At 64.6% G+C, this 25646-nt stretch carries 23 protein-coding genes and 2 pseudogenes; 17 read left to right on the top strand and 8 right to left on the bottom strand.

Translation table 11 applies throughout. The features are described 5' to 3' along the window. Positions 1-4 precede the first annotated feature (4 nt). The 4 genes from NLM31_RS34090 to NLM31_RS34075 are packed head-to-tail and all read left to right on the top strand — an operon-like array spanning position 5 to position 4830. The gene (locus NLM31_RS34090) at positions 5-1411 is read left to right on the top strand and encodes a TRAP transporter large permease (protein ID WP_254133651.1); all 1407 of its coding nucleotides are present in this window, start codon (positions 5-7) and stop codon (positions 1409-1411) included. Further along, positions 1408-2457, top strand: a complete 1050-nt coding sequence (locus NLM31_RS34085; RefSeq protein ID WP_254195109.1) for an L-idonate 5-dehydrogenase — start codon at positions 1408-1410, stop codon at positions 2455-2457. The genes NLM31_RS34090 and NLM31_RS34085 overlap by 4 nt, the downstream gene beginning before the upstream one ends. Before the next feature lie 13 nt (positions 2458-2470). Continuing rightward, positions 2471-3661, top strand: coding sequence for a mannonate dehydratase (gene uxuA, locus NLM31_RS34080; RefSeq protein ID WP_254195108.1), 1191 nt, complete (start codon positions 2471-2473; stop codon positions 3659-3661). Between the two features lie 17 nt (positions 3662-3678). Continuing rightward, the gene (locus NLM31_RS34075; protein ID WP_254195107.1) at positions 3679-4830 is read left to right on the top strand and encodes an alpha-hydroxy acid oxidase; all 1152 of its coding nucleotides are present in this window, start codon (positions 3679-3681) and stop codon (positions 4828-4830) included. 113 nt (positions 4831-4943) lie between these two features. Here NLM31_RS34075 and NLM31_RS34070 read toward each other — a convergent pair whose 3' ends face one another. Beyond that, positions 4944-5882: a LysR family transcriptional regulator gene (locus NLM31_RS34070; protein ID WP_254195106.1), complete on the bottom strand. Its 939-nt coding sequence runs from the start codon at positions 5880-5882 to the stop codon at positions 4944-4946. A 213-nt stretch (positions 5883-6095) separates the two neighbouring features. Between NLM31_RS34070 and NLM31_RS34065 the strand changes: the two genes are divergently transcribed. The 6 genes from NLM31_RS34065 (at position 6096) to NLM31_RS34040 (ending at position 11981) form a co-directional block, all read left to right on the top strand. Beyond that, on the top strand, positions 6096-7175 hold the full coding sequence (locus NLM31_RS34065) for an ABC transporter ATP-binding protein (RefSeq protein ID WP_254195105.1): 1080 nt from the start codon (positions 6096-6098) through the stop codon (positions 7173-7175). Between the two features lie 33 nt (positions 7176-7208). Then, on the top strand, positions 7209-7925 hold the full coding sequence (locus NLM31_RS34060) for an HAD family hydrolase (protein WP_254195104.1): 717 nt from the start codon (positions 7209-7211) through the stop codon (positions 7923-7925). Between the two features lie 15 nt (positions 7926-7940). Next, positions 7941-9248 carry an FAD-binding oxidoreductase gene (locus NLM31_RS34055; protein ID WP_254195103.1) on the top strand — a complete coding sequence of 436 codons (1308 nt, stop codon included), beginning with the start codon at positions 7941-7943 and terminating at the stop codon, positions 9246-9248. A 22-nt stretch (positions 9249-9270) separates the two neighbouring features. Continuing rightward, positions 9271-10314 (top strand): ABC transporter substrate-binding protein, encoded by a 1044-nt coding sequence (locus NLM31_RS34050; RefSeq protein ID WP_254195102.1) that lies wholly within the window; start codon positions 9271-9273, stop codon positions 10312-10314. 72 nt (positions 10315-10386) lie between these two features. Then, complete coding sequence (locus NLM31_RS34045) at positions 10387-11199, top strand: ABC transporter permease (RefSeq protein ID WP_254135511.1); 813 nt, start codon at positions 10387-10389, stop codon at positions 11197-11199. Continuing rightward, positions 11196-11981 (top strand): ABC transporter permease, encoded by a 786-nt coding sequence (locus NLM31_RS34040; RefSeq protein ID WP_254195101.1) that lies wholly within the window; start codon positions 11196-11198, stop codon positions 11979-11981. Before NLM31_RS34045 ends, NLM31_RS34040 begins: the two co-directional genes overlap by 4 nt. A 78-nt stretch (positions 11982-12059) precedes the next feature. Here NLM31_RS34040 and NLM31_RS34035 read toward each other — a convergent pair whose 3' ends face one another. Beyond that, on the bottom strand, positions 12060-12710 hold the full coding sequence (locus tag NLM31_RS34035; protein WP_254133641.1) for a TetR/AcrR family transcriptional regulator: 651 nt from the start codon (positions 12708-12710) through the stop codon (positions 12060-12062). A gap of 214 nt (positions 12711-12924) precedes the next feature. Here NLM31_RS34035 and NLM31_RS34030 point away from each other — a divergent pair, with 214 nt between their 5' ends. From NLM31_RS34030 to NLM31_RS34020, 3 genes are read left to right on the top strand one after another with little or no spacing between them, the layout of a single operon-like run. Next, the gene (locus NLM31_RS34030) at positions 12925-14262 is read left to right on the top strand and encodes an MFS transporter (protein WP_254195100.1); all 1338 of its coding nucleotides are present in this window, start codon (positions 12925-12927) and stop codon (positions 14260-14262) included. A gap of 22 nt (positions 14263-14284) precedes the next feature. Beyond that, positions 14285-15781: a carboxylesterase/lipase family protein gene (locus NLM31_RS34025; protein ID WP_254195099.1), complete on the top strand. Its 1497-nt coding sequence runs from the start codon at positions 14285-14287 to the stop codon at positions 15779-15781. Next, a complete protein-coding gene (locus NLM31_RS34020) occupies positions 15778-17439 on the top strand; it encodes a carboxylesterase/lipase family protein (protein WP_254133638.1) in 1662 nt (553 codons plus the stop codon). Before NLM31_RS34025 ends, NLM31_RS34020 begins: the two co-directional genes overlap by 4 nt. 164 nt (positions 17440-17603) lie before the next feature. Here the strand turns inward: NLM31_RS34020 and fusA are convergent. Next, positions 17604-17858, bottom strand: a pseudogene (gene fusA / locus NLM31_RS34015) (elongation factor G); the annotation flags it as partial. Positions 17859-18156: 298 nt separating this feature from the next. Between fusA and NLM31_RS34010 the strand changes: the two are divergent. Beyond that, complete coding sequence (locus NLM31_RS34010) at positions 18157-18315, top strand: hypothetical protein (protein ID WP_254133637.1); 159 nt, start codon at positions 18157-18159, stop codon at positions 18313-18315. Positions 18316-18330: 15 nt separating this feature from the next. Here NLM31_RS34010 and NLM31_RS34005 read toward each other — a convergent pair whose 3' ends face one another. The 5 genes from NLM31_RS34005 to NLM31_RS33985 form a co-directional block, all read right to left on the bottom strand. Further along, on the bottom strand, positions 18331-19647 hold the full coding sequence (locus tag NLM31_RS34005) for an MFS transporter (protein ID WP_375167561.1): 1317 nt from the start codon (positions 19645-19647) through the stop codon (positions 18331-18333). Between the two features lie 242 nt (positions 19648-19889). After that, on the bottom strand, positions 19890-20618 hold the full coding sequence (locus NLM31_RS34000; RefSeq protein WP_254195097.1) for an aspartate/glutamate racemase family protein: 729 nt from the start codon (positions 20616-20618) through the stop codon (positions 19890-19892). A 38-nt stretch (positions 20619-20656) separates the two neighbouring features. Further along, a complete protein-coding gene (locus NLM31_RS33995) occupies positions 20657-21415 on the bottom strand; it encodes an amino acid ABC transporter ATP-binding protein (RefSeq protein WP_254195096.1) in 759 nt (252 codons plus the stop codon). Then, positions 21412-22074: an amino acid ABC transporter permease gene (locus NLM31_RS33990; RefSeq protein ID WP_254133633.1), complete on the bottom strand. Its 663-nt coding sequence runs from the start codon at positions 22072-22074 to the stop codon at positions 21412-21414. Before NLM31_RS33990 ends, NLM31_RS33995 begins: the two co-directional genes overlap by 4 nt. A gap of 6 nt (positions 22075-22080) precedes the next feature. After that, positions 22081-22917, bottom strand: a complete 837-nt coding sequence (locus tag NLM31_RS33985; RefSeq protein WP_254195095.1) for a transporter substrate-binding domain-containing protein — start codon at positions 22915-22917, stop codon at positions 22081-22083. A gap of 237 nt (positions 22918-23154) precedes the next feature. On the opposite strand from NLM31_RS33985, the gene NLM31_RS33980 reads away from it, so the two are divergent. The 3 genes and pseudogenes from NLM31_RS33980 to NLM31_RS33970 form a co-directional block, all read left to right on the top strand. Next, positions 23155-24072: an NAD(P)-dependent oxidoreductase gene (locus NLM31_RS33980; RefSeq protein WP_254195094.1), complete on the top strand. Its 918-nt coding sequence runs from the start codon at positions 23155-23157 to the stop codon at positions 24070-24072. A 17-nt stretch (positions 24073-24089) separates the two neighbouring features. Beyond that, positions 24090-24443 carry a RidA family protein gene (locus tag NLM31_RS33975; RefSeq protein ID WP_254133631.1) on the top strand — a complete coding sequence of 118 codons (354 nt, stop codon included), beginning with the start codon at positions 24090-24092 and terminating at the stop codon, positions 24441-24443. A 9-nt stretch (positions 24444-24452) separates the two neighbouring features. Further along, positions 24453-25643: pseudogene (locus tag NLM31_RS33970) on the top strand (pyridoxal phosphate-dependent aminotransferase); the annotation flags it as partial. Positions 25644-25646 lie beyond the last annotated feature (3 nt).

Here is a 25646-nt window from a genome sequence, read left to right as displayed (position 1 = left end):
TCTCATGCTGCTGTTGCTTGGCGGTTTTCTCGTCCTGATGCTGCTCGGCGTTCCCGTGGCGATTGCCATGGCCGCGTCGTCGCTGCTCTACATCCTGGTCAGCGGCGTGACGCCAGATGTCACGCTGGCACAACGCATGATCGCGGGCGTCGAGAGCTTTCCGCTGCTCGCCGTGCCTTTCTTCATCCTGGCCGGCAATCTCATGAACATCGCCGGCGTCACCGGCCGCATCTACAAGTTCGCCGTCGCGCTGGTCGGCTGGATGCGCGGCGGCCTCGGTCACGTCAACATCATCGGTTCGGTGATCTTCTCCGGCATGTCCGGCACCGCGATCGCGGATGCCGCCGGTCTCGGCACCATCGAGATCAAGGCGATGAAGGACCACGGCTACACCACCGAGTTCTCGGTCGGCGTCACCGCGGCCTCGGCCACGCTCGGCCCGATCATCCCGCCGTCGCTGCCCTTCGTGATCTACGGCATGATGGCGAACGTCTCGATCGGCGCGCTGTTTCTGGGAGGCGTCATTCCCGGCATCGTCATGACGCTGCTGATGATGGCCACCGTCACCTACTTTGCGCACAAGAACAAATGGGGCAGCGACACGCCGTTCTCCTGGCCGCAGCTCGGCTCGGCCGGCCTCGAGATCGCCATCGTGCTCGCATTCCCGCTGGCGATCTGGCTGATGGTGATGGCCGGCATGTCGACCAACATGGCCGTCGTGATCGGCCTCGGTGCGCTGCTGGCGATCGACTGGTACTTCGATTTCTCGGCGGTGATGGCGCTGATGGCGCCTGTCATCCTGATCGGCGGCATGACGCTCGGCTGGTTCACGCCGACCGAAGCGGCCGTGGCGGCGGTGATCTGGTCGCTGTTCCTCGGCCTCGTGCGTTACCGCACCATGACCCTCAAGACGGTGGCGAAGGCGACCTTCGACACCATCGAGACCACGGCTTCCGTGCTGTTCATCGTCACCGCAGCCTCGATCTTCGCCTGGCTGCTGACGGTGTCGCAGGCGGCCCAATTGCTGTCGGACTGGATGCTCAGCATCACCCACAACAAATGGGTGTTCCTGGCGCTCGCCAACGTGCTGATCCTGTTCGTCGGCTGCTTCATCGACACCACGGCGGCGATCACCATTCTGGTGCCGATCCTGCTGCCGATCGTGCTCAAGCTCGGCATCGATCCGATCCATTTCGGTCTGATCATGACGCTGAACCTGATGATCGGCCTGTTGCATCCGCCGCTCGGCATGGTGCTGTTCGTGCTCGCCCGCGTGGCAAAGCTCTCGGTCGAGCGCACGACGGTCGCGATCCTGCCCTGGCTGGTGCCGCTGCTGATCGCGCTGATCGCGATCACCTACATTCCCGAACTCACCCTCTGGCTGCCGAAATATATGGGACTCTCCAAATGACCTCGACCTCTCTCGCCGCAACCCTGTTCGGCCCCGAAGATCTGCGCATGATCGAGCATCCGCTCGACAAGTTGGCTTCCGGCATGGTGCGCATCCGTTTCGGAGCCGGCGGCATCTGCGGCTCGGACATGCATTACTTCCGCCACGCCCGGACCGGCGATTTCGTGGTGAAGTCGCCGCTGGTGCTCGGTCACGAGATCTCGGGCCAGGTTGTGGAGATCGCGGGTTCCGCGGCCAATCTGAAGGTCGGTGACCGCGTCGCCGTCAACCCGTCGCGCTGGTGCGGCCATTGCGGCGCCTGCCGCGAGGGCCGGCAGAACCTCTGCGAGAATATCTACTTTATGGGCTCGGCGTCGAAGACGCCGCACATGCAGGGTGGTTTCGCCAACTATTTCGACGCGATCCCGGCGCAGTGCGTGAAGATCCCGGACCACGTGTCCTATCAGGCCGCGGCGCTTGCCGAGCCGCTCGCCGTCTGCCTGCACGCGGTCGCGCGTGCCGGCAACATCCAGGGCAAGCGCGGCATCATTTTTGGTGCGGGCCCAATCGGGCTGTTGACCATGCTCGCCGCGCACCGCGCCGGCATGGCTGACGTCACGGTGGCCGACATCGCGCCGGCGCCGCTGGCCTTCGCGACCAAGCTCGGTGCGTCCCATGTCGAGAACGTTTCGGGCGGAGAAGAGGGCCTGAAGGCGCAGGCGGCGTCGCGTCCCTACGACGTCGCATTCGAGGTCTCGGGCACGGCCGCTGGTCTTGCCAGCGCGATCGGCATCGTCCGGCGAGGCGGCGTGGTGGTGCAGATCGGCAATCTGCCGGGCGGGCAAATTCCGACGCCGTCGAATGCGGTGATGGCGAAGGAGATCGACCTGCGCGGCTCGTTCCGCTTCGGGCTTGAATTCATGACGGCGGTAGAATTGATTGGAGCCGGCAGCGTCGACGTGCTGTCACTCGTCACCGCCGAGCGGCCGTTGTCGACCGCGCCTGATGCGCTGCGGCTAGCGCTCGATCGCTCGCAGAGTGTCAAGGTCGTGCTGACCGCCAATTGATTGGAGAATACCCATGATGCTCGAGGGATGGCGCTGGTACGGGCCCAATGATCCCGTGTCGCTCGACGACGTCAGGCAGGCTGGCGCAAGCGATATCGTCTCGGCGCTGCATCAAGTGCCGATCGGGGAAGCCTGGACACGCAAGGCGGTCGAGGAGCGCAAGAATTTCATCGAGAACGGCCAGCCCGGCCGCTCGCAGCTGACCTGGTCGGTGGTGGAATCGATTCCGATCCCCGACGACGTCAAGCGGCTCGGCGGAAAGGCGACGAAATCGATCGAGGCGTGGATTGCAAGTCTTGAAGCAGTGGCCGCAGCCGGCATCAAGGTCATCTGTTACAACTTCATGCCCGTCGTCGACTGGTGTCGGACTGATCTCGAATGGGAGCTGCCAAACGGCGCCCGTGCCCTGCGCTTCGATCAGGATCGCTTTGCGGCGTTCGAGCTGCACATCCTGGAACGTCCGGCTGCGCGACAGGAATACTCCCCCGAGCAGCAGGCGCGCGCCAAGAAGCTGTTCGATCAGATGAGCCAGGCCGATATCGACTATCTCATCATGGTCATCGCCAGCGCGTTGCCCGGCTCGACCACCGAGCCGATGACCATCCCGCAATTCCGCGACAAGCTGGACGCTTATCGCGATATCACGCCAAAGATCCTGCGGCAGCATCTCGCCGAATTCCTGAGCCGCGTCGCGCCGGTCGCCGAGCAGCTCGGCGTGTCGCTGACGCTGCACCCTGACGATCCGCCGCGGCCGCTGTTCGGCCTGCCGCGCATTGCTTCCACGGCAGAGGACTACCAGGCGCTGTTTGACGCGGTGCCGTCGAAGGCCAACGGCATCTGCCTTTGCACGGGCTCGCTCGGCGTGCGCGCCGAGAACGATCTGCCCGCCATGGCCGAACGCTTCGGTCCGCGCATTGCCTTTGCCCATCTGCGCGCGACCAAGCGCGAGGCGGACGGGGTATCGTTCCACGAGTCCGATCATCTCGACGGCGACGTCGATATGATCGCGGTGCTCAAGGCGCTGTTGAAGGAGAATGCGCGGCGCTCACCGGACCAGAGGATCGTCTTCCGTCCCGACCACGGCCATCGCATGCTGGACGATCTCGCCGCTACCAAGCGTACCAATCCCGGCTATACTGCAATCGGCCGCCTCCGTGGCCTCGCCGAGCTCCGCGGCGCGATTCGTGCGATCGAGCATCACTAGGAGATCTAAGGTAAGCGATGCGGCTGGCACAGTGTCATAACTTCCACGACTTCCGGCGGCTGGCACGCAGCCGGCTGCCCGGCCCGATCTTCGACTATATCGACGGCGGGGCCGACGATGAGACGACCCTTCGCCGCAACAGTGCCAGCTTCGAGCATTGCGACCTGTTACCCAATGTGCTGCGCGGCGTGCAGCAGGTCGACCTCTCGGTCACCGTCATGGGCCAGAAGCTCGCGCAGCCGTTCTACTGCTCGCCGACCGCCTTGCAGCGGCTGTTTCATTATGACGGCGAGCGTGCGGTCGGCGCGGCGGCCGCGAAATACGGCACCATGTTCGGCGTCTCCTCGCTCGGCACGGTGAGCCTGGAGGAATTGCGCAAGGCCTATGACACGCCGCAGGTCTATCAGTTCTATTTCCACCGAGATCGCGGTCTCAACCGCGCGATGATGCAGCGGGCCAAGGAGGCCGGCGTCGAGGTGATGATGCTGACGGTCGACAGCATCACCGGTGGAAATCGCGAGCGCGATCTGCGCACCGGCTTCAGCATTCCCTTCCGCCTGACGCTGGCCGGCATGCTGCAATTCGCGATCAAGCCGCGATGGGGCATTGATTACGTCACCCACGAGAAATTCCGGCTGCCGCAACTGGACGAGCATGTCGACATGGGCCGCGGCACCATGTCGATCGGTCGCTATTTCACCGAGATGCTGGATCCCGCGATGAACTGGGACGATGTCGCGGAGATGGTGAAGAACTGGAACGGGCCGTTCTGCCTGAAAGGGATCATGTCGGTGGAAGACGCGCGTCGCGCGGTCGACATCGGCTGTGCCGGGATCGTGCTGTCCAACCATGGCGGCCGCCAGCTCGACGGCTCCCGCTCGGCTTTCGACCAGCTCGCCGAAATCGTCGACGCCGTGGGTGACCGCATCGACGTGATGATGGATGGCGGCATCCAGCGCGGAACCCATGTCCTGAAAGCGCTGTCGCTCGGTGCCAAGGCGGTCGGGCTCGGACGATATTATCTCTATCCGCTCGCCGCCGCGGGCCAGCCCGGTGTCGAGCGTGCCCTCGGGCTGCTGCGCACGGAGCTCGAGCGCGGCATGAAGCTGATGGGATGTACGTCGATCAGCCAGCTGTCGCGCGCCAATCTGCGCTTCCGGCCCGGGTAGAGCGTTTTCGAGCGAAGTGGATACCGGTTCGCGTCAAGAAAACGCGTCAGAACAAGAATCCAGAGCCTTTCCCGTTCCGATTCCATCGGAACGGGAAAGGCCCTGGCGCGCACTCAATAGCAGGCGGCCATCGCGCCGAGCTTCGGATAGAGCTTGTCGATCGCGGCGATCTCGCTTTGCATCTGGGCGATGATCCAGTCGCGGATCTCGGCTGCGATCGGGCGCATCGGCCGGTTGCGCGGCGGCAGGAATTCGCAGATGCGGCGCGTGGTGGTGAGCCTGTCGGAGGCCGGCACCAGCGCGCCGGTCAACAGCCAGTGCGAGGCCACCGTGAGCCAGCCGAGCGCGATGCCCTGGCCGAGCAGCGCCGCCTGCACCACGACCGCATAATCGGTGAAGCTCAGCGCCTTGGCGGCGCCGCGCCGTCCGGTGAGCAGCGACGCATAATCCGCGGCCCAGTCGCCCGGCGTCTCGGCCAGGCGGATGATGGTGTTGCCCTCGGCGGCATCGGTCTCGCCGAGATAGCCGGGGCTGCACATCGGCAACATCACTTCCTTCATCACCAGCGTCCCGCCGGACGACGGTTCGTCGCGATCGCGAAAACGCATGCCGAGGTCGACATTCTCGACCGCCCCGCGCAGCGCGCCGGAGATCAGCTGGAAGCGCAGGTCGACCTGCGGAAACTGTCGCTGCAGCTTGTCGATGCGCGGCATCAGCCAATGCGTGGTGAAGGCGGAGGAGACGGACAGCGTCACCGTCTCGGTGCCTTTGCGGCGCCGCTCGATCTCGGTGAGACCGGTCTCGATGCTGCGAAAGCCTTCGAGCACGCGGCGATAGAGCAGCTCGCCTTCCTCGGTGAGCACCGCGCGGCCGGCCTTGCGGTCGAACAGACGGACACCGAGATGGTCCTCGAACTGGCCGAGCATGCGGCTCACCGCGGGCTGCGTGACGTTCAATTCGGCGGCCGCTGCCGTGAAGCTGCCATTGCGCGCCGCTGCGTCGAAGACGAACAGGGCGTTACTTGAGGGCAGCATCCGGCGCAGCTCGGGCATAACGTCATGTTATGAGCGCGGTGAGAATTTGGCAATTGCCGAGTTTTGCCAAGTCTGGTGTCATTGGCATCACAGCCTAACGACAGGGTGTTTTGAAGAAGAATTTGGTGCGGCGCACGCAGCGCCGGCAAGTGCTCCAAAACGCTGTCTATAATGCAGGCTTATGGCGCGCAGTGAGGCACGCCATTGCAGGGAACGAGACGAGGTCGATCGTTGGACAAACGAGCGGAAAGCGTCGAGATCAGGTCCGCGAGCAAGGCGTATGGCGCCGTTCGCGCTCTCGACGACGTTTCCCTCAATGTCGGCGCCGGCGAATTCGTCTCGTTGCTCGGCCCCTCCGGTTCCGGCAAGACCACGCTGCTCGGCATTCTCGGCGGCTTCATCCTGCCGACATCGGGCACGATTCTCTTCGGCGGCCGCGACGTCACCTATATGCCGCCGCACAAGCGCGACATCGGCGTGGTGTTCCAGAACTACGCGCTGTTCCCGCATATGAGCGTCGGCGAGAACGTCGCCTTTCCCTTGCGGGCGCGGCGCCTGCCGAAAGCAAGCTGGCCCGACAAGGTGCGCGCGGCGCTCGCGATGGTCGGCCTCTCCGGCTACGAAGAGCGCGGCATCGCGCAGCTCTCCGGCGGCCAGCGCCAGCGCGTCGCGCTCGCACGCGCCATGATCTTCGAGCCGCAGCTGATCCTGATGGACGAGCCGCTCTCCGCGCTCGACAAGCAGCTCCGCGAATCCATGCAGATCGAGCTGCGTGCGCTGCACAAGCGGATCGGCGCCACCATCATCTATGTCACCCACGACCAGCGCGAGGCGCTGACCATGAGCGACCGCGTCGCCGTGATGAAGGACGGCAAGCTGATCCAGATCGACCAGCCCGAGCGGCTGCACGATCATCCCGCCGATTCCTTTGTCGCTAGCTTCATCGGCGAGGCGACGATGCTGCCGGTACGCCGCGTCGATGCCTCCAGTGTCGCGCTCGGCAATGCGCTTTTGCGCAGCGCCCGCGCCATTCCCGACGGCGATGCGCTGATGCTCGCCGTGCACAGCGAAAAGCTCCTGATCGACGACGGCGCGCAGGATGCCGCCTGCAACCGCCTGACCGGGACGGTCACCGACATCGTCTACCAGGGCGAGAGCCTGCGCATCTTCCTGGCGCTGACGGACGGCATCGCGCTCAGCCTGCGCCAGCCGAGCTACCACCAGGCCTACAGTCGCATCCCGCCGCTCGGCGGCAGCCTCACCGTCACCCTTCATCCCGAGGACACCATCGTGGTGCCCAGGGTGGACTGACCAAACCTTGTCCAACCGAGAGAAGAAACTGATATGTCGACCCAAGCCGCGTTCAGCAATTTCAAGGTTCTCACCTTCGACGTCGTCGGCACCTTGATCGATTTCGAAACCGGCGTGCTCTCCGCGGTGCGCAGGATCTCCGGCAAGACGCCGGCCGAGCTCAGCGACGAGCAGATCTTCGAGCCCTACAAGCGCGGCCGCGACAAGCATTACGATCGCTCCAGCGAGGCGATGTTCCACGTCTATCGTCATCTCGCCAAAGAGCTTGGGCTGCCGGCGGACGACGCGTCCTGCGACGTGTTCCAGCTCTCGGTGCTGCGCTGGGGACCGTTCTCGGACTCCGTGGAGGCACTGAAGCGGCTGCGCACGAAGTTTCGCCTGGTGGCGATGACCAATGCCGATCGTGTGGCGCTGTCCTGCTACGCCCACGCGCTCGGCAATCCCTTCGACGACACCGTCTGCGCCGACGACACCGGCGTGGCGAAGCCGAACCCGGAGTTCTTCGCCTTTAACAAGGGGCGTCAGTCGGCGTTCGGCTACAAGCAGTCCGATATCCTGCATGTTGCGCAGAGCCAGTATCACGACATCGGGATCGCGCGGAAGCTCGGCTACAAGGTGTGCTGGATCGAGCGTCGCCAGGGCGTCGCCGGTTTTGGCGGCACGCCGGCGGTGGAGACGCTGACGAAACCGGACTTCCATTTTCCGACGCTGAAGGCGCTGGCCGACGCGGCCATCGGGCCTGCGGCGTAATCCGTGAGCGCCGGTATGACACGGGACTGGAACGCGCTGCCGTCGGCCAATTCGCTGTGGGAAGCCACGGCGGAGCCGGCGCGCGCGTTTCCCGTGCTGTCCGGCGAGCAACAGGCCGACGTGGTGATCATCGGCGCGGGCTACACGGGTCTCTCCGCCGCGCACCACATCGCCAAGAGTGGTCTCGCGCCAATCGTGCTGGAAGCCAATCGTCCCGGCTGGGGCGCGAGCGGGCGCAATGGCGGCGTGATCACCGCGAAATTCCGGCTCTCGTTCCGCGAGATCGACGCCACCCATGGCCGTGCCATGGCCAAGCGGATGTACGAGATCGCGCATGAATCGACCGACATGGTCGAGGAGCTGGTCTCCGAGTTCGGTATCACCAGCGCCAACCTGGCCCGCACGGGCCAGGTCAAGGCCGCGCATAATGAGACGACGCTGAAGGCCGCGATCGACGAAGCCAATTGGATGACGCGCGAGATGGGCTCGGCCGAGGTCCGTATCCTCGACAAGAGCGGCGTGCGCGAGGAGACCGGCTCGGACATCTTTGTCGGCGGCGTGCTCAATCCCGGCTCGGGCGGCATCCATCCGCTGAATTATCTGCGCGGCCTTGCCGATGGCGTGGCGCGCCGCGGCGTTCCCATTTTCCAGGAATCGCCGGTGATCAAACTCCGTCGGGAGGGCGATGGCATCGTCGCCGAGACGCCGCAAGGCGCGGTGCGCGCGAAGCAGGCGATCATCGCCACCAACAGCTATTCGGATCTCACCGGCGCGACTGCGCATCTGCAGCGCACGCTGATCCCGTTCCGCAGCGCCCTCATTGCCACCGAGCAGTTGCCGCGCAATCTCGCCGGCAAGCTGATGCCGACGGGACGCACCTACACCGAGACCAAGCGCATGATGCGCTGGTTCCGCATGGTCGATAACCGCGTGATCTTTGGCGGCCGCGGCGCCTTCGGCAAGCAGGATTCGCAAGCCGCGTTCGACGCGCTGCGCAAGGCGATGGTCGGTATCTTCCCTGATCTCGCCGACGTCCCGCTCGAATACAAATGGTCGGGCCTCGTCGGCATGACCCTGGACTCGGTGCCGCATATCGGCCGGATCGACGACCGCACGCTGGTCTCGATGGGCTACAACGGCGCGGGCGTCGCGATGTCGAGCCTGATGGGCCGCTATCTCGCCGCCTTCGTGCGCGGCGAGACGCCCGAGGTCGGGCTGCTCGATGTCAGCCGCATGAAGGCCATTCCTTTCTACCCGCTGCGCGAGCCCGCCGTGCGCATGGTCGCCGGCTGGTACCAGTTTCTCGATGCGATCGGTCAGTGATGTTCACTTGGAGGAGGCGAGGATGAATACGAAGCTGAATTTGGGATTGGGCTGCGCATTGCTGGGCGCATGTGGTTTCACCGCGGCGCACGCCGCCGAGCAGATCACCTTCGTCTCGCAAGGCGGCGCCTATCAGCAGGCACAGACGGTGGCGATCCTCGATCCCTCCGCCAAGAAGCTCGGCATCACAATCAACCAGGACTCCATCCCCGACGCCTGGCCTGCGATCAAGACCCAGGTCGGCAGCGGCAAGCCGATCTGGGACGTCGTCGACACCCCTACCGGCAATTGCCTGCGTGGCGGCGAGCAGGGGCTGATCGAGAAGCTCGACTTCTCGAAGATTCCAAACGGCGCCGCGATGCCGGAGTCCTATCGCAGTCCCTATTCGGTGTCCTACGAGTTCTATTCCAGCGTGCTGTCCTACAGCCAGAAGACCTTCCCGAAGGACGCGCCCAACAGCTGGGCCGATTTCTGGGACGTGAAGAAATTCCCGGGCCGCCGCGCGTTGCGCAACCATCCGTTCGCCACGCTCGAGGCGGCGCTGATGGCCGACGGCGTCGCGCCGGACAAGCTCTATCCGCTCGACGTCGATCGCGCCTTCAAGAAGCTGGAGGAGATCAAGCCGCACATCACGGTGTGGTGGACCTCGGGCGCGCAGTCGGCGCAGTTGCTCAATGACGGCGAGGTCGACATGGAAATGGCCTGGAACGGCCGCGTCAGCGCGGTCGCGAAGGAGGGCGCCAAGGTCACCTTCACCTACAACCAGGGTATCCTGCAGAGTACGTCGCTCTGCATCCTCAAGGGTGCGCCGAATCTCGACACGGCCGTGAAGTTCCTCAACGAGGCCGTCGATCCCGTGCACCAGGCCAATTTGCCGCTCAACATCGACTACGGCCCGGGCAATCCCAAGGCATTCGAGACCAGCGTGATCAAGCCGGAGCGTGCCGCGCAATTGCCGAGCGAGCCGGCGAATGCCTCGAAGCAAGCACTGATGTCCTACGCCTGGTGGTCCTCGCCGGCCGGAGAAGCCGCCGAGAAGCGCTGGGCATCGTTCATGCAGAAGTAAGAGAGCGAGGCAGCGTTGACGACATCCGTGCCAGATCCCTCCGAGAAGCATCAGCGCCGCGAGAACGGCCTGATGCTGGCACTGGTGTCGCCGGCGTTGCTGGTGATTTTGGCTCTGATCGTGCTGCCGGTCGGCTGGCTGGCCTGGCAGTCGATCTACCATGACGGCTTCACGCTGGAGAACTATCGCCGCGTCTTCACCGAAGACATCTACTGGCGGAGCTTTGCGCTGACCTTCGAGATCAGCCTCGCGGTCACCGTGATCGCGTTGCTGCTCGGCTATCCCGTGGCCTATCTCGCCAACTCTGTGCCGAAGGGCTGGAGCATCCTCATCCTGTCGCTGGTCGTGCTGCCGTTCTGGACATCGGTGCTGGTGCGCGCCTATGCCTGGCTGGCGCTGCTCCAGCGCACTGGCGTGATCAATCAATTCCTGCGTTATCTCGATGTCATCTCCGAGCCGCTCGCGCTGGTGCACAACACCTTCGGCACGGTGGTCGCGACCGTGCACATCCTGCTGCCGTTCATGGTGCTGCCGCTCTACGCCACCATGCAAAAAATCCCCGGCGATCTCATGCAGGCCGGTGCCAGCCTGGGCGCAAGCCCGTCGCTGACATTCTTCCGCGTGTTCCTGCCGCTGTCGCTCCCCGGCGTGCTGGCGGGCTGCACCATGGTGTTCGTGCTCTGCCTCGGCTTCTACATCACGCCGGAGCTGCTCGGCGGTGGCCGCACCGTGATGGTGTCGATGCTGGTCAGCCGCAATGTCGAGCTCTACAACCAGTTCGGCGCCGCGAGCGCGGTCGCCGTGGTGCTGCTCGTGAGCGTGCTCCTGATCTTTTTCGTCGTCAGCCGCTTCATTTCGCTCGATCGCGTGTTGGGGCAGAAATGACGCGCATCTCGCCCGCCCGCATCGCCCTCTACGTGATCAGCTCGCTGGTGCTGATCTATCTGATCCTGCCGGTGCTGATCATCGCGCCGATCTCGTTTTCCAGCGCGCGATTCCTGACGTTCCCGCCGCCGTCGTTCTCGCTGCGCTGGTACCAGCAATATTTCGCCAATCCGGCCTGGATGCAGGCGACGCAGGTGACGCTGACGGTCGCGCTGTTCACGGTGGCGATCGCAACGCCGTGTGGCGTCGCCGCCGCCTACGCCATCAGCCAGTCGAAGCTGCGGATCATGCGCGTCATCCACATGGCGCTGCTGTTGCCGCTGGTGGTGCCGATCATCATCACCGCGGTCGGCATCTTCTTCGTCTACGCCAAGATCGGCCTGGTCGCTACCCTGCCGGGCCTCGTGCTCGCGAACGTGATGCTGGGCTTGCCTTACGTCGTCATCTCGGTGCTCGCGGGCCTGCAGAGCTTCGATCCCGCGCAGGAGATGGTCGCCCGCAGCCTCGGCATGAACCGCCTGCGCAGCTTCTTTGCGGTGACGCTGCCGCAGATCAAATCGAGCGTGGTCGCGGGCGGCATCTTCGCCTTCATCTCGGCGATGGACGAGACCATCGTCGCGCTGTTCATCTCGGGCGGCCAGTATCAGCCGCTGACCAAGCGCATGTTCACCGCGCTCCGCGACGAGATCGATCCGACCATCGCCGCGATCTCGACGCTGATGACCGCGGCGTCCTTCATGCTGGTGTTGCTTGCGAGTGCGCGGCAGAAGAAGACGGGGTAGGGGTTAATGTCGTCCCGGCCTAGTGCGCAATTGCGCACTAGGCCGGGACGACAGCGAATGCGTGGCAGCGCTTTCGCCTCAACCCTTCGCCCCCAACCACGCCAAGATCATCTCCACGATCTGGCTCCTGCTCTTCGCCAGCACCTTCGGCTCGCTGAGGTCCCGATCAAACAGCGCCCCAAACGTATGCCGGTTGGCGACGCGGAAGAAGCAGTAGGAAGAGATCGCCAGATGCAGATCGATGGCGTCGACGTCGTCGCGGAAGACGCCCTCGCTGCGGCCGCGCTTCAAGATGCCGTCGAGCGTCGCGATCACGCTGGCGTTGAGCTGGCGCAGCTGCAGATTCTGCTTCAGGTGCTTGCCGTGGTGGATGTTCTCGATCGAGACGAGGCGGATGAAGTTCGGGTTGCGCTCGTCGTGGTCGAAGGTCGCCTCGATCAGCCGGCGCAGGCCCTCGCGCGCGTCGCAGCTTGCGATATCGAGCTGGTCTTCCAATGCGCGGATGCTGCGATAGGCTTCCTCCAGCACCGCGAGGTAGAGCTGCTCCTTGCCACCGAAATAGTAATAGATCATCCGCTTCGAGGTGCGCGTCCGCGCCGCGATCGCATCGACGCGGGCGCCGGAATAGCCCTCCGAGGCGAATTCGGCCATCGCCACTTCGAGGATGTCGCGCTTGGTGCGCTCGGGGTCGTTGGTGCGCTTCAATGGGGGTGGCATGCGCTCGAGCATCACTGTTTCTCCCGCCCGTTTCTATGGATCACCTTGAAGGTGAAGGCAAATTTCGCCCAATCCGACGTCTTTTGAGGTGGACTTGCATAAACGTACTAGTTCGTACATTATGGATTGAAACCAAGGTTGCGGCAACCAAAAGCAAAAAAGGCGCGCACGGCCGGACGGGCCAAAGCGAGCTGCGACCGCCATCGCACACGGGGAGGAATTTTCGATGAGCTCGATCTCAACTGCATCGCTGCACGCGCCGGCCGGCGCGGAAACCACGCCAAACAAGCTGCCGAAGCGCGCTGCGCTCGTCAGCTTCGTCGGCAGCATGCTCGAATACTACGACTTCTTCATCTACGGCACCGCGGCGGCGCTGATCTTTCCAAAAGTGTTCTTCGCCAATGTCGATCCCGCGACCGGGACGCTGCTCGCGCTGTTGTCGTTCGGCATCGGCTATATCGCGCGTCCCGTCGGCGCCGTCATCCTCGGCCATTTCGGCGACCGCATCGGCCGCAAGACGGTGCTGCTGTTCACGCTGGTGATCATGGGCGCTTCGACGCTCGCGATCGGCCTGCTGCCCGACGCCAAGACGATCGGCAATGCCGCGCCCATCATCCTGACGCTGCTGCGCCTGCTGCAGGGCCTGTCGGCGGCCGGCGAGCAGAGCGGAGCAAACTCGTTGACGCTGGAACATTCCGCCAATTCCAACCGCGCCTTCTTCACGAGCTGGACCCTGAGCGGCACCCAGGCCGGCGCGATCCTGGCGACGCTGGTGTTCATCCCGGTGTCCAGCATGCCGGAAGATCAGCTGCTGAGCTGGGGCTGGCGCATTCCGTTCCTGCTCTCCGCGCTGGTGCTGCTGGTCGCCTATCTGGTGCGGCGGACCATGCCGGAAACGCCCGTGTTCGAAGACATCAAGGACAAGGCGCAAGTGGCGCGCTTTCCCGTGGTCGCGCTGCTGCGTGACTACTGGCCGGACGTGCTGCGCGTCATCGTCTGCGCGCTGATCGCGACCGTCAGCACGCTGACCGCGGTGTTCGCGCTCGGCTACGCCACCAGCAAGTTCGGCGTCGCGCGCCCGACCATGCTGTGGGCCGGCGTGCTCGGCAATGTCACGGCGCTGTTCGCGCAGCCGCTCTGGGCCTTGCTTGCCGACAAGATCGGCCGCAAGCCGGTGTTCATCGGCGGCGTGCTCGGCTGCGCCGTGTTGTTGTTTCCCTATTTCATGCTGGTGACCTCGGGCAGCACGCCGGCGATCTTCGCCGCCGCGATCGGCCTCTACATCATCTACTCCGCGCCGAACGCGATCTGGCCGTCGTTCTATGCGGAGATGTTCGAGGCGCGCGTGCGCTATTCCGGCACGGCGATCGGCACCCAGCTCGGCTTCCTCGCCGCCGGCTTCACGCCGCTGGTGAGCGCGAGCCTGGTCGGCGAAGGCCCGAATGGCTGGGTCCCGGTTGCGATCTTCGTCGCCGGGTGCTGCGTCGCCTCCGCCTTGGCCGCGATGACCGCACGGGAAACCCACAAGGTCGACATCGCCGATCTCGGCAAGCGGCGCGCGTGAGCGCAAGACAGGACAAGGATCGATGCTGACCAACGCTATTCCGACCACGCACGGCCCGATCATCGGGGCCGAGCAGGGGCACGTCCGCGCCTTCAAGGGCGTGCCGTTCGCGACCGCGCGGCGATTTGCCAAGGCGACGCCGCCGCAAGCGTGGACGGAGCCGCGCCGTTGCACGGACTACGGCGCTTATGCGCCGCAGCCCGGGCATCTCGATCAGGTCGAACAATCCTGTCTCAGCCTGAATATCTGGACGCCCGTGGGCGCTGATCGCCCGCTGCCGGTGCTGTTCTTCATCCATGGCGGCGCCTTCGTCACCGGCGGCGGCGCCGATTATGACGGCGCATTCCTTGCCGCACACGGCCCGGCCGTCATCGTCACCATCAACTACCGGCTCGGCCCGCTCGGCTTCCTGCAGCTGCATCGTCACGGATTGGCCGAGGCCAACAACCTCGCCATTTCGGATTCGCTAGCCGCGCTCGACTGGGTCCATGCCAACATCGCCAGTTTCGGCGGCGATCCGAACCAACTGACGCTGTCGGGCCAGTCCGCCGGCGCGTCGATGGTGATCGCGCTCGCGACGCTGCCGCAGGCCAAGGGCAAGTTCGCCCGCGCACTGGCGCTGAGTGCGCCTGGTCGCAACATCATGAGCGCCGACCATGCTGACCAGGTCGCGCGCCGCGTCATCGAAGAGCTCGAGCTTGCGAGCGACCCCGCGGCCATTGCCTCCGTGCCGCTGCCAAAACTCTTCGCAGCCGTCGAGCGCGTCGGCCGCAGGATCGCCGACGAGACCGCTTCAGGCACCGTGTTTGGCCCGGTGCTCGACGGCACCGTGATCGCACGCGAGCCGCGCGACATCTTTGCCGAGGGAAGCTTGCGCGACATTCCGCTTTGGCTCGGTTCCTGCCGCGACGAGATGGTGATGTTTTTGAAGAGCACGCCGCCGGCCGCGATGATCCGCACCACCGAGCGCAATGTGCGCACAGCTTTCGGCGATGCCGGCTGGGAGCGTCTGCTGGCCTGCTATCGCGGCTCGGCACGCCCTGACGAGGATCCATACGAGGCGCTGCTGTCGGATGCGTTCTGGCACCGCCCGATGGCCGATCTCGCGCGAAGCCACGCAGCCGCGGGTGGCGCGGTGTGGCTGAGCCGGTTCGACCATCGCCCGTCGCTGGAGCCGTTCCTGTCGCAAGGACCGACCCACGGCGCCGACAATGCCTGCCTCTGGGCGCATCTGCCCGACTTCATCGATCGTCCGATCCTGAAGCGCAAGGGCGGTCCGATGACCCCGGCCGATATCGACGTCGCGGCGCGGTTCCAGACCAGCCTGCTGCGCTTCGTGACATCTGGCGCGCCCGATGTCGCGGAAGCCTGGCCGCGGTTCGACCTGCCTAAGGAGCCACTCGCAATCTTCGGCCAGCCGTTTCATATTGTGCCTCTCAACGAAGGCGTGCGCTCTCGCCTCTGGGCGGAACTGAGCACCGGCACCAACAATAAAAAGACCATCAGGGAGGCCGTATGAGCATCTTGAACAGGAATGCTACGCGCGGTTCGATCGTCTCGCTCCTTGGCGCGTTCGCGCTGCTGACGGCTTCACCCGTCGCCGCGCAAATCGTCGCGACGCCTGTTCCCGGAGACCCCGTCAGCATCGACAGCGGCGCCGTCTCCGGCAAGGTGCTGCCGTCGAGCGTCAAAGCCTATTTCGGCATTCCCTTTGCCGCGCCGCCGCTCGGCGATCTGCGCTGGCGCGCGCCGCAGAAGGTCGAGGCGTGGAAGGGGGTCTACCACGCCGACCGGTTGGGGCCGGAATGCATCCAAGTGCTGCGACGGCACAATCTCAATCACTATTTCGGCGAAGAGGCGACCAGCGAGAACTGCCTCTATCTGAACATCTGGGCGAGCGCGGATGCCAAGCCGGGCGCGAAGCTGCCGGTCGTGGTCTGGATCTATGGCGGCGGTTTCACCCTCGGCTCCAGCGGCATGGCGATGTATGACGGCGAGAACGTTGCGAAGAAGGGCACGATCTTCGTCAGCTTCAACTATCGCGTCGGCATTCTGGGCAATCTCGCCCATCCCGAGTTGACCGCGGAATCGCAGAACCATGCTTCCGGCAATTACGGCCTGATGGACCAGGTCGCGGCGCTGCAATGGGTCAAGCGCAACATCGCGCAATTCGGCGGCGATCCCGACAACGTCACCATCACCGGTCAGTCGGCCGGCGCGATGTCGGTGTCGGCGCTGGAAGCGAGCCCGCTGGCCAAGGGCCTGTTCAATCGCGGCTTCGCCATGAGTCTCAGCATGTTCGACAACCGCTTCAAATTCCCGGCGCTGCCTGCCGCGGAGAAGATCGGCCTCGAGGTGCAGTCAGCGCTAGGCGCATCGTCATTGGCCGAGATGCGGCAGATCCAGGCCGACAAGATTCTCGCCATCCAGAAGGATTGCCAGCTCGGCTGCGCCGGCACGATCTCGGTCACGCCCGATATCGACGGTTACGTGCTGCCTGACACGGTCCCCAACATCTTTGCTGCGGGCAAGCAGAACGACGTCGCGACCGTCGCCGGCTTCACCAGCGACGAAAGCTCGAACGATCTGCGTACCGCGGGCACGTTAGAGGCTTATGTCGCCGCCGCGAAAAAGCTCTACGGCGACCAGGCCGATCGCTTCCTCGCGCTCTATCCTGCGAAGACTGACGGCGAGGCGAAGGCGATGGGCCTGCTCGCCGCGCGCGAGGGACTGGTCGAGATCGGCACGCGCAACTGGGCGGAAGCCCAGGTGAGGGCCGGCAAGGCGCCGTTCTACATGTACATGTTCTCGCGCGTGCATCCGTTCGCGCCCGGTGTCGAGTTCTTCGACAGCCCGCAGAAGATCGGGGCCTATCACACCTCTGACGTACCTTACTGGTTCGGTACGCAGGACGCCTTCAACAAATTCCGCACCACGCGCAACTGGACCGAGTTCGACCGTGCGCTGTCCGAACGCATGATGGACACGCTGGTCGCCTTCGCGCGGTCAGGCAATCCCGCCACGCCGGCAACGCCATGGCCGCAATGGAAGCAGGACGCGCAGACCTATGTCGAGTTCGGCGACGACTCTGGCGTGCGTGAGGAGAACCGGGCGCGGCTAGAGTTCCACACGCCAGCCAACGTCACGCCCTCGACCCCGCGCGTGTCGCGCGATTAGTGCGGGCTCACGGGAGCCCGGCCAGACGCAACGCGTCTGGTTCGGCGCTTGCGGGCAGAAGCGGACATCAACCTGCTCACAACGTCTGATGAATCCGCCGGGAATGAGACCCAAACCAGAAGCCGCGCTTCCAATCAATTTCGGCTATTCTAACGCAATATCAGTTAGTTGGAATTCGATGGCGTAGGCGTCGTAGCATAGTGATCGAAACTCATCGTGAAAGTCGCACGCCCTCGGCTCACAGAGCGCAGGCTGTTCGCGTAGCCGAACATGTTCGTGAGCGGCACCATCGCGGTAATGACGTTGGCCTTGCCGCGCATGCCTTGGTCCTGAATCTGGCCGCGCCGCGAATTCAGGTCGCCGACGACCGCGCCGGTGCAGTCTTCCGGGGTCACCACTTCGACCTTCATGATCGGCTCTGCGCTCAAAAACTTCACTCCGCGTGTGAACTGGGCCAGCTTGAGTTCAACCCAAGGTTAACACTGTTACCTTGAACGGTCTAGCTTGGCCCGCTTTTGGCCCATCGCAACATTTGCCGCAGTCGCACAGAGGTCGTCGGTATCGGGGCTAACCGAACACGGACGAAGATCTATGATTGCGCCCTGGCGCCAGACCGATCACCAACCCGCACCTGTAATCTGCTTCACAGCCAGTCGCGCCGATCTGCGCTAGATGACATCAGGCCCCGCGTCTGCGCGGCCGGCTTCGGAGCTGGCGATGATTGCTGCACTGGCAAGAGCAATATCCCGCGCGACGGGAACCAATATCGAGGTCGAAACACTGAAGATCCTCATGATCTTCTCGGGCGCGGGCCTGCTGGTCTCGCTCGTGGCCGCGATGATCTACGGACAGGCCTTCAACGCCGCTTTGTTCTGAGCGCGTTGCGATCCGTTAGGCCACCGGATCTTCCGAACGGCTCCGCTCAATCGGTGCCAGTGGTGGCGCGCGCTTGAGGGGAGCAGCTTCGCGTGGCGCGGCGTCACTGCCTGAGGCTTGCTCGACCGGCGCGGGGCCGGTGTCGCGGTAGGCGACGATCCAGATCAGAAAGCCCAGGACCGCCAGGGCAGCACCGACGGGACCGGTGGAGGTCCAGCCCCAGCCTTGACGAATGGCGAGGCCACCGAGGAACGGGCCGAGCGCATTGGCGGTGTTGAACGCCGAATGATTGAGCGCGGCAGCGAGCGCCTGAGCGTCTCCCGCGACATCCATCAGCCGCGTCTGCAGCACGGCACCGAGCGCGACGCTCGCGCCGATCGCGAAAATGTCGATCGCAAGCAGCCAGGGATTTCCGGCGACAAGCGGAAACGCCAGCAGCGCCACGGCTGCAAACACCAGGATGCCGCCCGCCGTTGGCATCAGCGCGCGGTCGGCGAAGCGCGGCACGAACAGATTGCCGAGGGTCGCGCCGATGCCGAAGATCGCCAGGAAGAACGGGATGACTTCGGTGCTGACCTTGGTGACCTCGATCAAGGTCGTCGCGAGATAAGTGTAGACGGCGAACATGCCGCCGAAACCGATGGCGCTGATCGCGAGCGTGGTCCAGACGCGGCGGCTTTTGAGCGCGCCGAGCTCGCGCAGCGGATCCGATCGGCCGGCCTGGTCGCGCGGTGCGAACAGCGCGCACAACAGCATCGTGAGCAAGGCCAGAACCGACACGAGGCCAAAGCTGGCACGCCAGCCGACCCGCTGGCCGATCAGATTGGCCAGGGGCACACCGATGATGGTGGCGATGGTCAGCCCGAGCATGACCTGGCCGACCACCCGCGAGCGGCGGTCTTGCGGAACGAGCGATGCCGCAACCAGCGCGGCGATGCCGAAATAGGCGCCATGGGGTAGCCCGGAGAGAAAGCGGGCGGCGATCATCGCGCCGAAGCCGGGTGCCAGCGCGGTGAGGGCGTTGCCGAGCGCAAACACGGCCATCAGCGCCAGCAGCTGCGTGCGCCGGGCGAATTTCGCACCGAGCACGGCGATCAGAGGCGCGCCCAGCACCACGCCGAGCGCATAAGCGCTGATTGCGTGTCCGGCGGTCGGCTCGTCGATATGAAGGTCAGCCGCGAAGAACGGCAGCAGGCTCATCGATGCGAATTCGGTGGTCCCGATCGCAAAGCCGCCCATCGCGAGCGAGAACAGGACGATGGCGAGATGAGGGGGCGCGGAAGCCGAATTCGGTGTCGCGCTTGGCGAGGCCGCGTGAGGCGAGGTCGTCATGTGTCCTGCATGGGTGACGGCAACGGGAACCAGCCCAGCGAACGTCGCCATCCCTGCAGTCTTTGTCTCACCTACTTAAACGCGCATGGATTCGCGTCAACACCGGAAGGGCCACGTAAGGCAGCGCGCATATCAGCGTCCCGGTTTGCTCAGGGCATCCGCGTCAATATGTCCGGTGAAATCGGCCCAAAACGCCGCAGCTGCGCTTGCTGCGCGGCTGGTCGGCAGTGCGTCATCCTGGCTCAGCCGAGATACGGCACCGGACTGGCCGCGCGATAGAACAGATTGATCAACGTGTTGATGTCGAACACCGGCAGGCCCGATCTCTCGGCGACGTCTCGCGAGAACGGACACATGTTGGTGCACTCGAACAGGATCGCGCCCGGGTTCTTGCAGGACGCCATGAACGCTTCCGTCATTTCGATCATCTCGGCACGCAGCACGTCGGTGTCCAATTCCTCCCGACCGAGAATATAGGTCGCAGGAAACTGCGCATCGGGCTTCATGCCCTGGATCTGGACGGGGATCACGTCGGGCGACCAGCCGACGCCGCGGAAGTGCCCCTCGTTCATGTGATGGCCGCGTTCGGTGAAGATGCCGATGACCTTGCCCGGCGGCAGCATCGCATGGATCAGCGGTGCCTGGATCAGGCTCGAGGTGAAGACCGGGATATTGACGGCTGCGGCGAGCTGTTTCTGAAACGGCGCGAGAAAGCCGCAGCTCGTCGTGATCGCCTTGACGCCGTCGGCCTCCAGCTCGCGGGCAGCCGCGATGAAGGGATCGAGCAGGGCCGGATCAGGCTGGTCGCCCATGATCCTCGTCGCGTGAGCGCCGCGGACGATCTTGTAGCGCACCGGGAAGTCATAGGAGAGCGCGTTGCCGATGTCGCCGCGCGGACGCGGAAACTTCGTGTCGAGCATCAGGATGCCGATCGTCTCGCCGTAATTCGTGAAGCCACCGCGCAGTTTCATCAATCGTCCCACTGATTCGGAATGGTCGCGACGCCAGTCTAATGCGTCTCGTGAAACCGGCTGAGAAAGGATTTCAGCCGTTCGCTGCGCGGCTGGCGGATGGTCTCGTCCGGCGTGCCGATCTCGGCCATGACGCCGTCGTTCATGAAGCCGACGCGGGTGGAGACGTCGGCGGCGAAGGCCATCTCGTGGGTGACCAGCACCATGGTCATGCCTTCGGCGGCAAGGCCGCGGATCACGGAGAGCACTTCGCCGACGAGTTCTGGATCGAGCGCCGAGGTCGGCTCGTCGAACAGCATCACGTCGGGCTTCATGGCGAGTGCACGCGCGATGGCGACGCGCTGCTTCTGGCCGCCGGACAGCCGGCTCGGGAAGGCGTCCGCCTTGTCGGCGAGGCCGACTTTGGCCAGGAGATCGCGGCCGAGTGCGTCGGCCTCGTCCTGCGCCATGCCTTTCACCTGCACCGGGCCCTCGGTGACGTTCGACAGCACCGACATGTGCGGGAACAGGTTGAAGTGTTGGAACACCATGCCGACGCTGCGTCGAAGCAGCGCGAGTTGGGCGTCACCCGCGGCACGCACGCCCTTGCCGAAGGAGAACTTGTGCGTGCCGATCGCCAGTTCGCCCTGCTGCGGCATTTCCAGCAGGTTCAGGCAGCGCAGGAAGGTCGACTTGCCGGAGCCCGAGGCACCGATCAGGGTGACGACCTCGCCGCGTTCGACCGCGAGCGAGACGCCCTTGAGCACCTCGTGGTCGCCGAACGCCTTGTGGATGTTGGTTGCGATCAGAGCACTCATCGATGCGCTCCCATCTTGAGCTCGACCCTGTCAGCGACCAGCGTCAGCGGAAACAGCACGACGAAGTACAGCACGGCGATCGTGGTGTAGACTTCGAGTGGCTTGTAGCTCGACGCGGTGATCACCGTGCCCTGGTAGAGCAGGTCTCCGACCGCGACCACCGACACCAGCGAGGTGTTCTTCAACTGCATGATGGTCTGGTTGATGAAGGAGGGGATCATCACCTGGGTTGCCTGCGGCAGCACGATGCGGCGAAAGATCTTGCCGCGGCGCATGCCGATGGCGCGCCCGGCCTCCCACTGGCCGGTGTCAACGGCTTCGATGCCGCCACGGAAGATTTCTGCATAGAACGAGCCGGCATAGAGCGACAGCGCGATGAAGCAGGCCATGGCCGGCGACATGTCGACGCCGATCAGGACGGGCAGGGCGTAGTAGACCCAGATCAGCTGCACCAGCAGCGGCGTGCAGCGGAACACCTCAATATAGAGACGCAGCGGCACCGTGACCCAACGCGGCGCCGTCGTGCGCAAAATGCCGACGAACAGTCCGATGGCGAGACCCGCGACCACCGTGGTCACCGTGTAGAACAGGGTGACCAGGAGCCCTTGCCAGATCAGGCCCCAATACGGCTTGAGCGCCGCGAAGTCCCAGACATACATGATCGATCAGAACTGAACTTCGGGCGGGAGATCGTCGGCGGTGAGGCCGACAGCCTCGAAGCCCTTGAGCATCCATTCGCGGGTCTGGCCCATCGAGCGGTTGTAGTCGGCCCAGGCGCTGAGGAAATCCTTGTAGCGGCGGTCGCTCTCGGCGCGGATGCCCATGTTGGTCGGCAGCGTCAGGAGCGGGCGCGGAATCGCGAGATCGCCGAGGTTCGGGTTCTTCTTCAGCGTCGAGACGGACAGCACGGCGAGCGAGACGTTGCAGTCGGCGCGTCCGGTCGCAACCGCAAGGATCGCCTCGTCGCGGTTCTTGAAGCCGAGGATGTTGGCCTTGGGGCAATAGCGGCGCGCGATCGTCTCGTGCGTGGAGCCGATATCGACGGCGATCTTGACCTCGGGCTTGTTGAGATCGGCCCAGGTCTGCGGTTTGGCAAAGCCCTTCTTGGTGATGACGGTGAAGGAGTGCACCAGGATCGGCGTCGAGAAGTCGATCACCAGCGCGCGCTCCGGCGTCGGGTTCACGGCGAAGGCGAGGTCGACCTTGTCGGCCTGGAGGTCGAGGATCTGGTTGCCCCAGGTCGATTCCAGCGTCTCGAGCTTGGCGCCGAGCTTGCTCGCGATGTCCCTGGCCATCTCGATGCAGGCGCCTGACCATTCATTGGTGGCGAGATCCTTGTGGAAGTAGGGTTCCTGTCCGACGATGACGGCGACCCGCAGCAGGCCATTCTTCTTGATGCGGTCGAGCGTGGAGGTCGGTGCGTCGGCCTTGGCCGATCCGCTGGCGGCAGCCATCGCGGCGCCCGCGAGCGCGACAGTGGTGAGAGCGTCCCTGCGATTCATGGTCTCTGTCTCCCTGGAATTTGGGTCGGATCGTCTCCGGCCACTGGACTATTTCTGTATTCAGGATAAAATGCAATACGGTATTTCGATTTGCTGACCATTTGGGCGGCAAGGCAGAAATGAGCCCAATATCTTGGCAGGATTGCGCAAAATTCCTGAAAGCCAGGGATTGCAAATCGCATTCAACTCTGAATACAAGACTGAACGCAATATCGAGATGTGCTGAAGGAGAGGCCTGTGCGCGCCCTATTCGTCGATGCGAACGAGACCCTGGCGGCGGTGACCGACAAGCTGCTGGCTGCCTCGAGGCTGCCGGTCGGCATCAACCGCAATCCCTCGATCAAGCCCGACGATCTGCCCGGCCTGCTCGGCGATGCCGAGATCATGATCGTCGACCACACCGCGGTGCCGACCCCGATCGCCGAGAAGTGCAAGGCGCTGAAGCATGTCGTCTTCCTCGGCACCGGCGCGCGCAGCTACATGAATCCGGAAGAGCTTAGCCAGCGCGGCATCTCCGTGCACACGATCAAGGGTTATGGCGACACCGCCGTGGCGGAATGCGCGATCGCGCTGATGTGGGCGTCTGCCAAGAGCTTCGGCGAGATGGATCGCGGCATGCGCGAGGGCAATTGGCTGCGCCGCGACGCGGTGCAGCTCACCGGCAAGACGCTCGGCCTGATCGGCTTCGGCGGCATCGCTGCGGAAGCCGCGCGCATGGCGGCGGGTTGCGGCATGAAGGTGATCGCCTGGAACAGGACGCCGAAGACGCATCCGGGCGTCGCGTTCGTCTCGCTGGAGAAGCTGCTCGCCGAGAGCCACGTCGTCTCGCTGCATCTCCTGCTCAACGACGAGACCAAGGGCTTCCTGTCGCGCGAACGCATCGCGCAGATGCGTCCCGGCAGCATCCTGATCAACACCGCGCGCGGCGCCGTCGTTGACGAGGACGCGATGCTCGACGCGCTGCGCTCGGGCCACATCGCCCATGCCGGCCTCGACGTCTTCACGGTCGAGCCGCTGCCGGCCGGCCACGCCCTGACAAAACTGCCGAACGTGACGCTGTCGGCGCATTCGGCGTTCCGCACGCCGGAGGCGAGCGACAACCTCATTGGTGCCGCGCTCGATCATTGCCGCCGCATCATCGCCACCGGCAAGTAAAGCAATAAGGACATCCCATGTCGGATATCACCCGCATCGACCAGAATGCCCGCCGCAGCCGCGCCTCCGTGTTCGGCGATCTCGTTTTTCTCGCGGGCCAAGTGGCGGACACCAAGACCGCCGACATCACCCAGCAGACGAAAGAAGCGCTGGCCAAGGTCGACGACATGCTGGCGCGCGCCGGCACCGACAAGTCACGCCTGCTCAGCGTTCAGGTCTGGCTGAAGACCATGGACGATTTCGATGCCATGAACGCGGTCTATGACGCCTGGGTCGTGCCCGGCAACACGCCGACCCGCGCCTGCGGCAAGGTCGAGCTCGCCGATCCAGCCTTCCGTATCGAAGTGATCGCGATCGCCGCGCGCGCGTAGAGGACGGCTGTGACTGTCAGGGCTCCCGCATCGACTTTCCGCCCCGCACAGCGCATCAGCGCGATCGGCGTGTCCGAGATCCTCAAGATCGGCGCGGTCGCGCAGCGGCTGAAGCGCGAGGGGCGGCCGGTGATCGTGCTAGGGGCCGGCGAGCCTGATTTCGATACGCCCGACCATGCCAAGGACGCAGCCGAGCGCGCCATCCGCGCCGGCCAGACGAAGTACACCATCCTCGACGGCTCGGTCGAATTGAAGGCGGCCATCGCCGAGAAATTCCGCCGCGAGAACGATCTGGTCTATGCCGCGGACGAGATCACCGCCGGGGCCGGCGCCAAGCAGGTGATCCACAACGCCTTCATGGCAACGCTCAGTCCCGGCGACGAGGTGATCCTCGTCGCGCCCTATTGGACCAGCTATGCCGACATGGTGCGCATCGCCGACGGCACGCCGGTCGACGTGCTCTGCCGCGAAGACAACGGCTTTCGTCTCGATGCCGCCGATCTCGAGCGCGCGATCACGCCACAGACGCGCTGGCTGCTCCTGAACTCGCCGGCCAATCCGACCGGTGCGGCCTATTCCGCGGCGCAGCTGCGCCCGATCCTGGATGTGCTCAAGCGTCATCCGCATGTCTGGCTGATGGCCGACGATATCTACGAGCATCTCACTTACGATGGCTTGCCGTTCGTCACGGCCGCCGCGCTCGAGCCGAGCCTGAAATCGCGCACGCTGACGGTGAACGGTGTCTCCAAGGCCTATGCCATGACCGGCTGGCGCGTCGGCTATGGCGGCGGCCCGCGCGAATTGATCGCGGCGATGGCGGTGGTGCAGAGCCAGAGCACGACCAATCCGTCCTCGGTGAGTCAGGCGGCTGCGATCGCCGCCCTGACCGGGCCGCAGGACGTGCTCATCGAGCGCCGTTCTGCGTTCCAGCGTCGCCGCGACATCGTGGTCGATGCGCTCAACGCCATCGACGGCGTCACCTGCCGCCGGCCGGAGGGCGCGTTCTACACCTATGCCAGCTGTGCCGGCCTGATCGGCCGCCGCGCGCCTGATGGCACCATCATCGACAGCGACGCGGCGTTCTGCCGCTTCCTGCTGGAGAGGCATGACGTGGCCGTGGTGCCGGGCAGCTGTTTCGGCCTTGCACCTTATTTCCGCCTGTCCTACGCCACCTCGGAACAAAACTTGCGCGAAGCCCTAGTC

It is taken from the genome of Bradyrhizobium sp. CCGUVB4N, from assembly GCF_024199945.1.
GTDB lineage: Bacteria > Pseudomonadota > Alphaproteobacteria > Rhizobiales > Xanthobacteraceae > Bradyrhizobium.
Note: the sequence above shows the minus strand (reverse complement) of the source record. Positions and strands in the feature narration are given on the sequence as shown.

Bases quoted from the DNA above. Each gene is read 5' to 3' on its own strand.
- NLM31_RS34005 (WP_375167561.1), bottom strand. From the start codon at position 19,647: ATGACGACCTCGCCTCACGCGGCCTCGCCAAGCGCGACACCGAATTCG.
- NLM31_RS33975 (WP_254133631.1), top strand. From the start codon at position 24,090: ATGTCGGATATCACCCGCATCGACCAGAATGCCCGCCGCAGCCGCGCC.
- NLM31_RS34085 (WP_254195109.1), top strand. From the start codon at position 1,408: ATGACCTCGACCTCTCTCGCCGCAACCCTGTTCGGCCCCGAAGATCTG.
- NLM31_RS34060 (WP_254195104.1), top strand. From the start codon at position 7,209: ATGTCGACCCAAGCCGCGTTCAGCAATTTCAAGGTTCTCACCTTCGAC.
- NLM31_RS34090 (WP_254133651.1), top strand. From the start codon at position 5: ATGCTGCTGTTGCTTGGCGGTTTTCTCGTCCTGATGCTGCTCGGCGTT.
- NLM31_RS34075 (WP_254195107.1), top strand. From the start codon at position 3,679: ATGCGGCTGGCACAGTGTCATAACTTCCACGACTTCCGGCGGCTGGCA.
- NLM31_RS34020 (WP_254133638.1), top strand. From the start codon at position 15,778: ATGAGCATCTTGAACAGGAATGCTACGCGCGGTTCGATCGTCTCGCTC.
- NLM31_RS33985 (WP_254195095.1), bottom strand. From the start codon at position 22,917: ATGAATCGCAGGGACGCTCTCACCACTGTCGCGCTCGCGGGCGCCGCG.
- NLM31_RS34010 (WP_254133637.1), top strand. From the start codon at position 18,157: ATGATTGCTGCACTGGCAAGAGCAATATCCCGCGCGACGGGAACCAAT.
- uxuA (WP_254195108.1), top strand. From the start codon at position 2,471: ATGATGCTCGAGGGATGGCGCTGGTACGGGCCCAATGATCCCGTGTCG.
- NLM31_RS34055 (WP_254195103.1), top strand. From the start codon at position 7,941: ATGACACGGGACTGGAACGCGCTGCCGTCGGCCAATTCGCTGTGGGAA.
- NLM31_RS33995 (WP_254195096.1), bottom strand. From the start codon at position 21,415: ATGAGTGCTCTGATCGCAACCAACATCCACAAGGCGTTCGGCGACCAC.
- NLM31_RS34030 (WP_254195100.1), top strand. From the start codon at position 12,925: ATGAGCTCGATCTCAACTGCATCGCTGCACGCGCCGGCCGGCGCGGAA.
- NLM31_RS33990 (WP_254133633.1), bottom strand. From the start codon at position 22,074: ATGTATGTCTGGGACTTCGCGGCGCTCAAGCCGTATTGGGGCCTGATC.
- NLM31_RS34025 (WP_254195099.1), top strand. From the start codon at position 14,285: ATGCTGACCAACGCTATTCCGACCACGCACGGCCCGATCATCGGGGCC.
- NLM31_RS34070 (WP_254195106.1), bottom strand. From the start codon at position 5,882: ATGCCCGAGCTGCGCCGGATGCTGCCCTCAAGTAACGCCCTGTTCGTC.
- NLM31_RS34000 (WP_254195097.1), bottom strand. From the start codon at position 20,618: ATGAAACTGCGCGGTGGCTTCACGAATTACGGCGAGACGATCGGCATC.
- NLM31_RS34035 (WP_254133641.1), bottom strand. From the start codon at position 12,710: ATGCTCGAGCGCATGCCACCCCCATTGAAGCGCACCAACGACCCCGAG.
- NLM31_RS34040 (WP_254195101.1), top strand. From the start codon at position 11,196: ATGACGCGCATCTCGCCCGCCCGCATCGCCCTCTACGTGATCAGCTCG.
- NLM31_RS34045 (WP_254135511.1), top strand. From the start codon at position 10,387: ATGCTGGCACTGGTGTCGCCGGCGTTGCTGGTGATTTTGGCTCTGATC.
- NLM31_RS34050 (WP_254195102.1), top strand. From the start codon at position 9,271: ATGAATACGAAGCTGAATTTGGGATTGGGCTGCGCATTGCTGGGCGCA.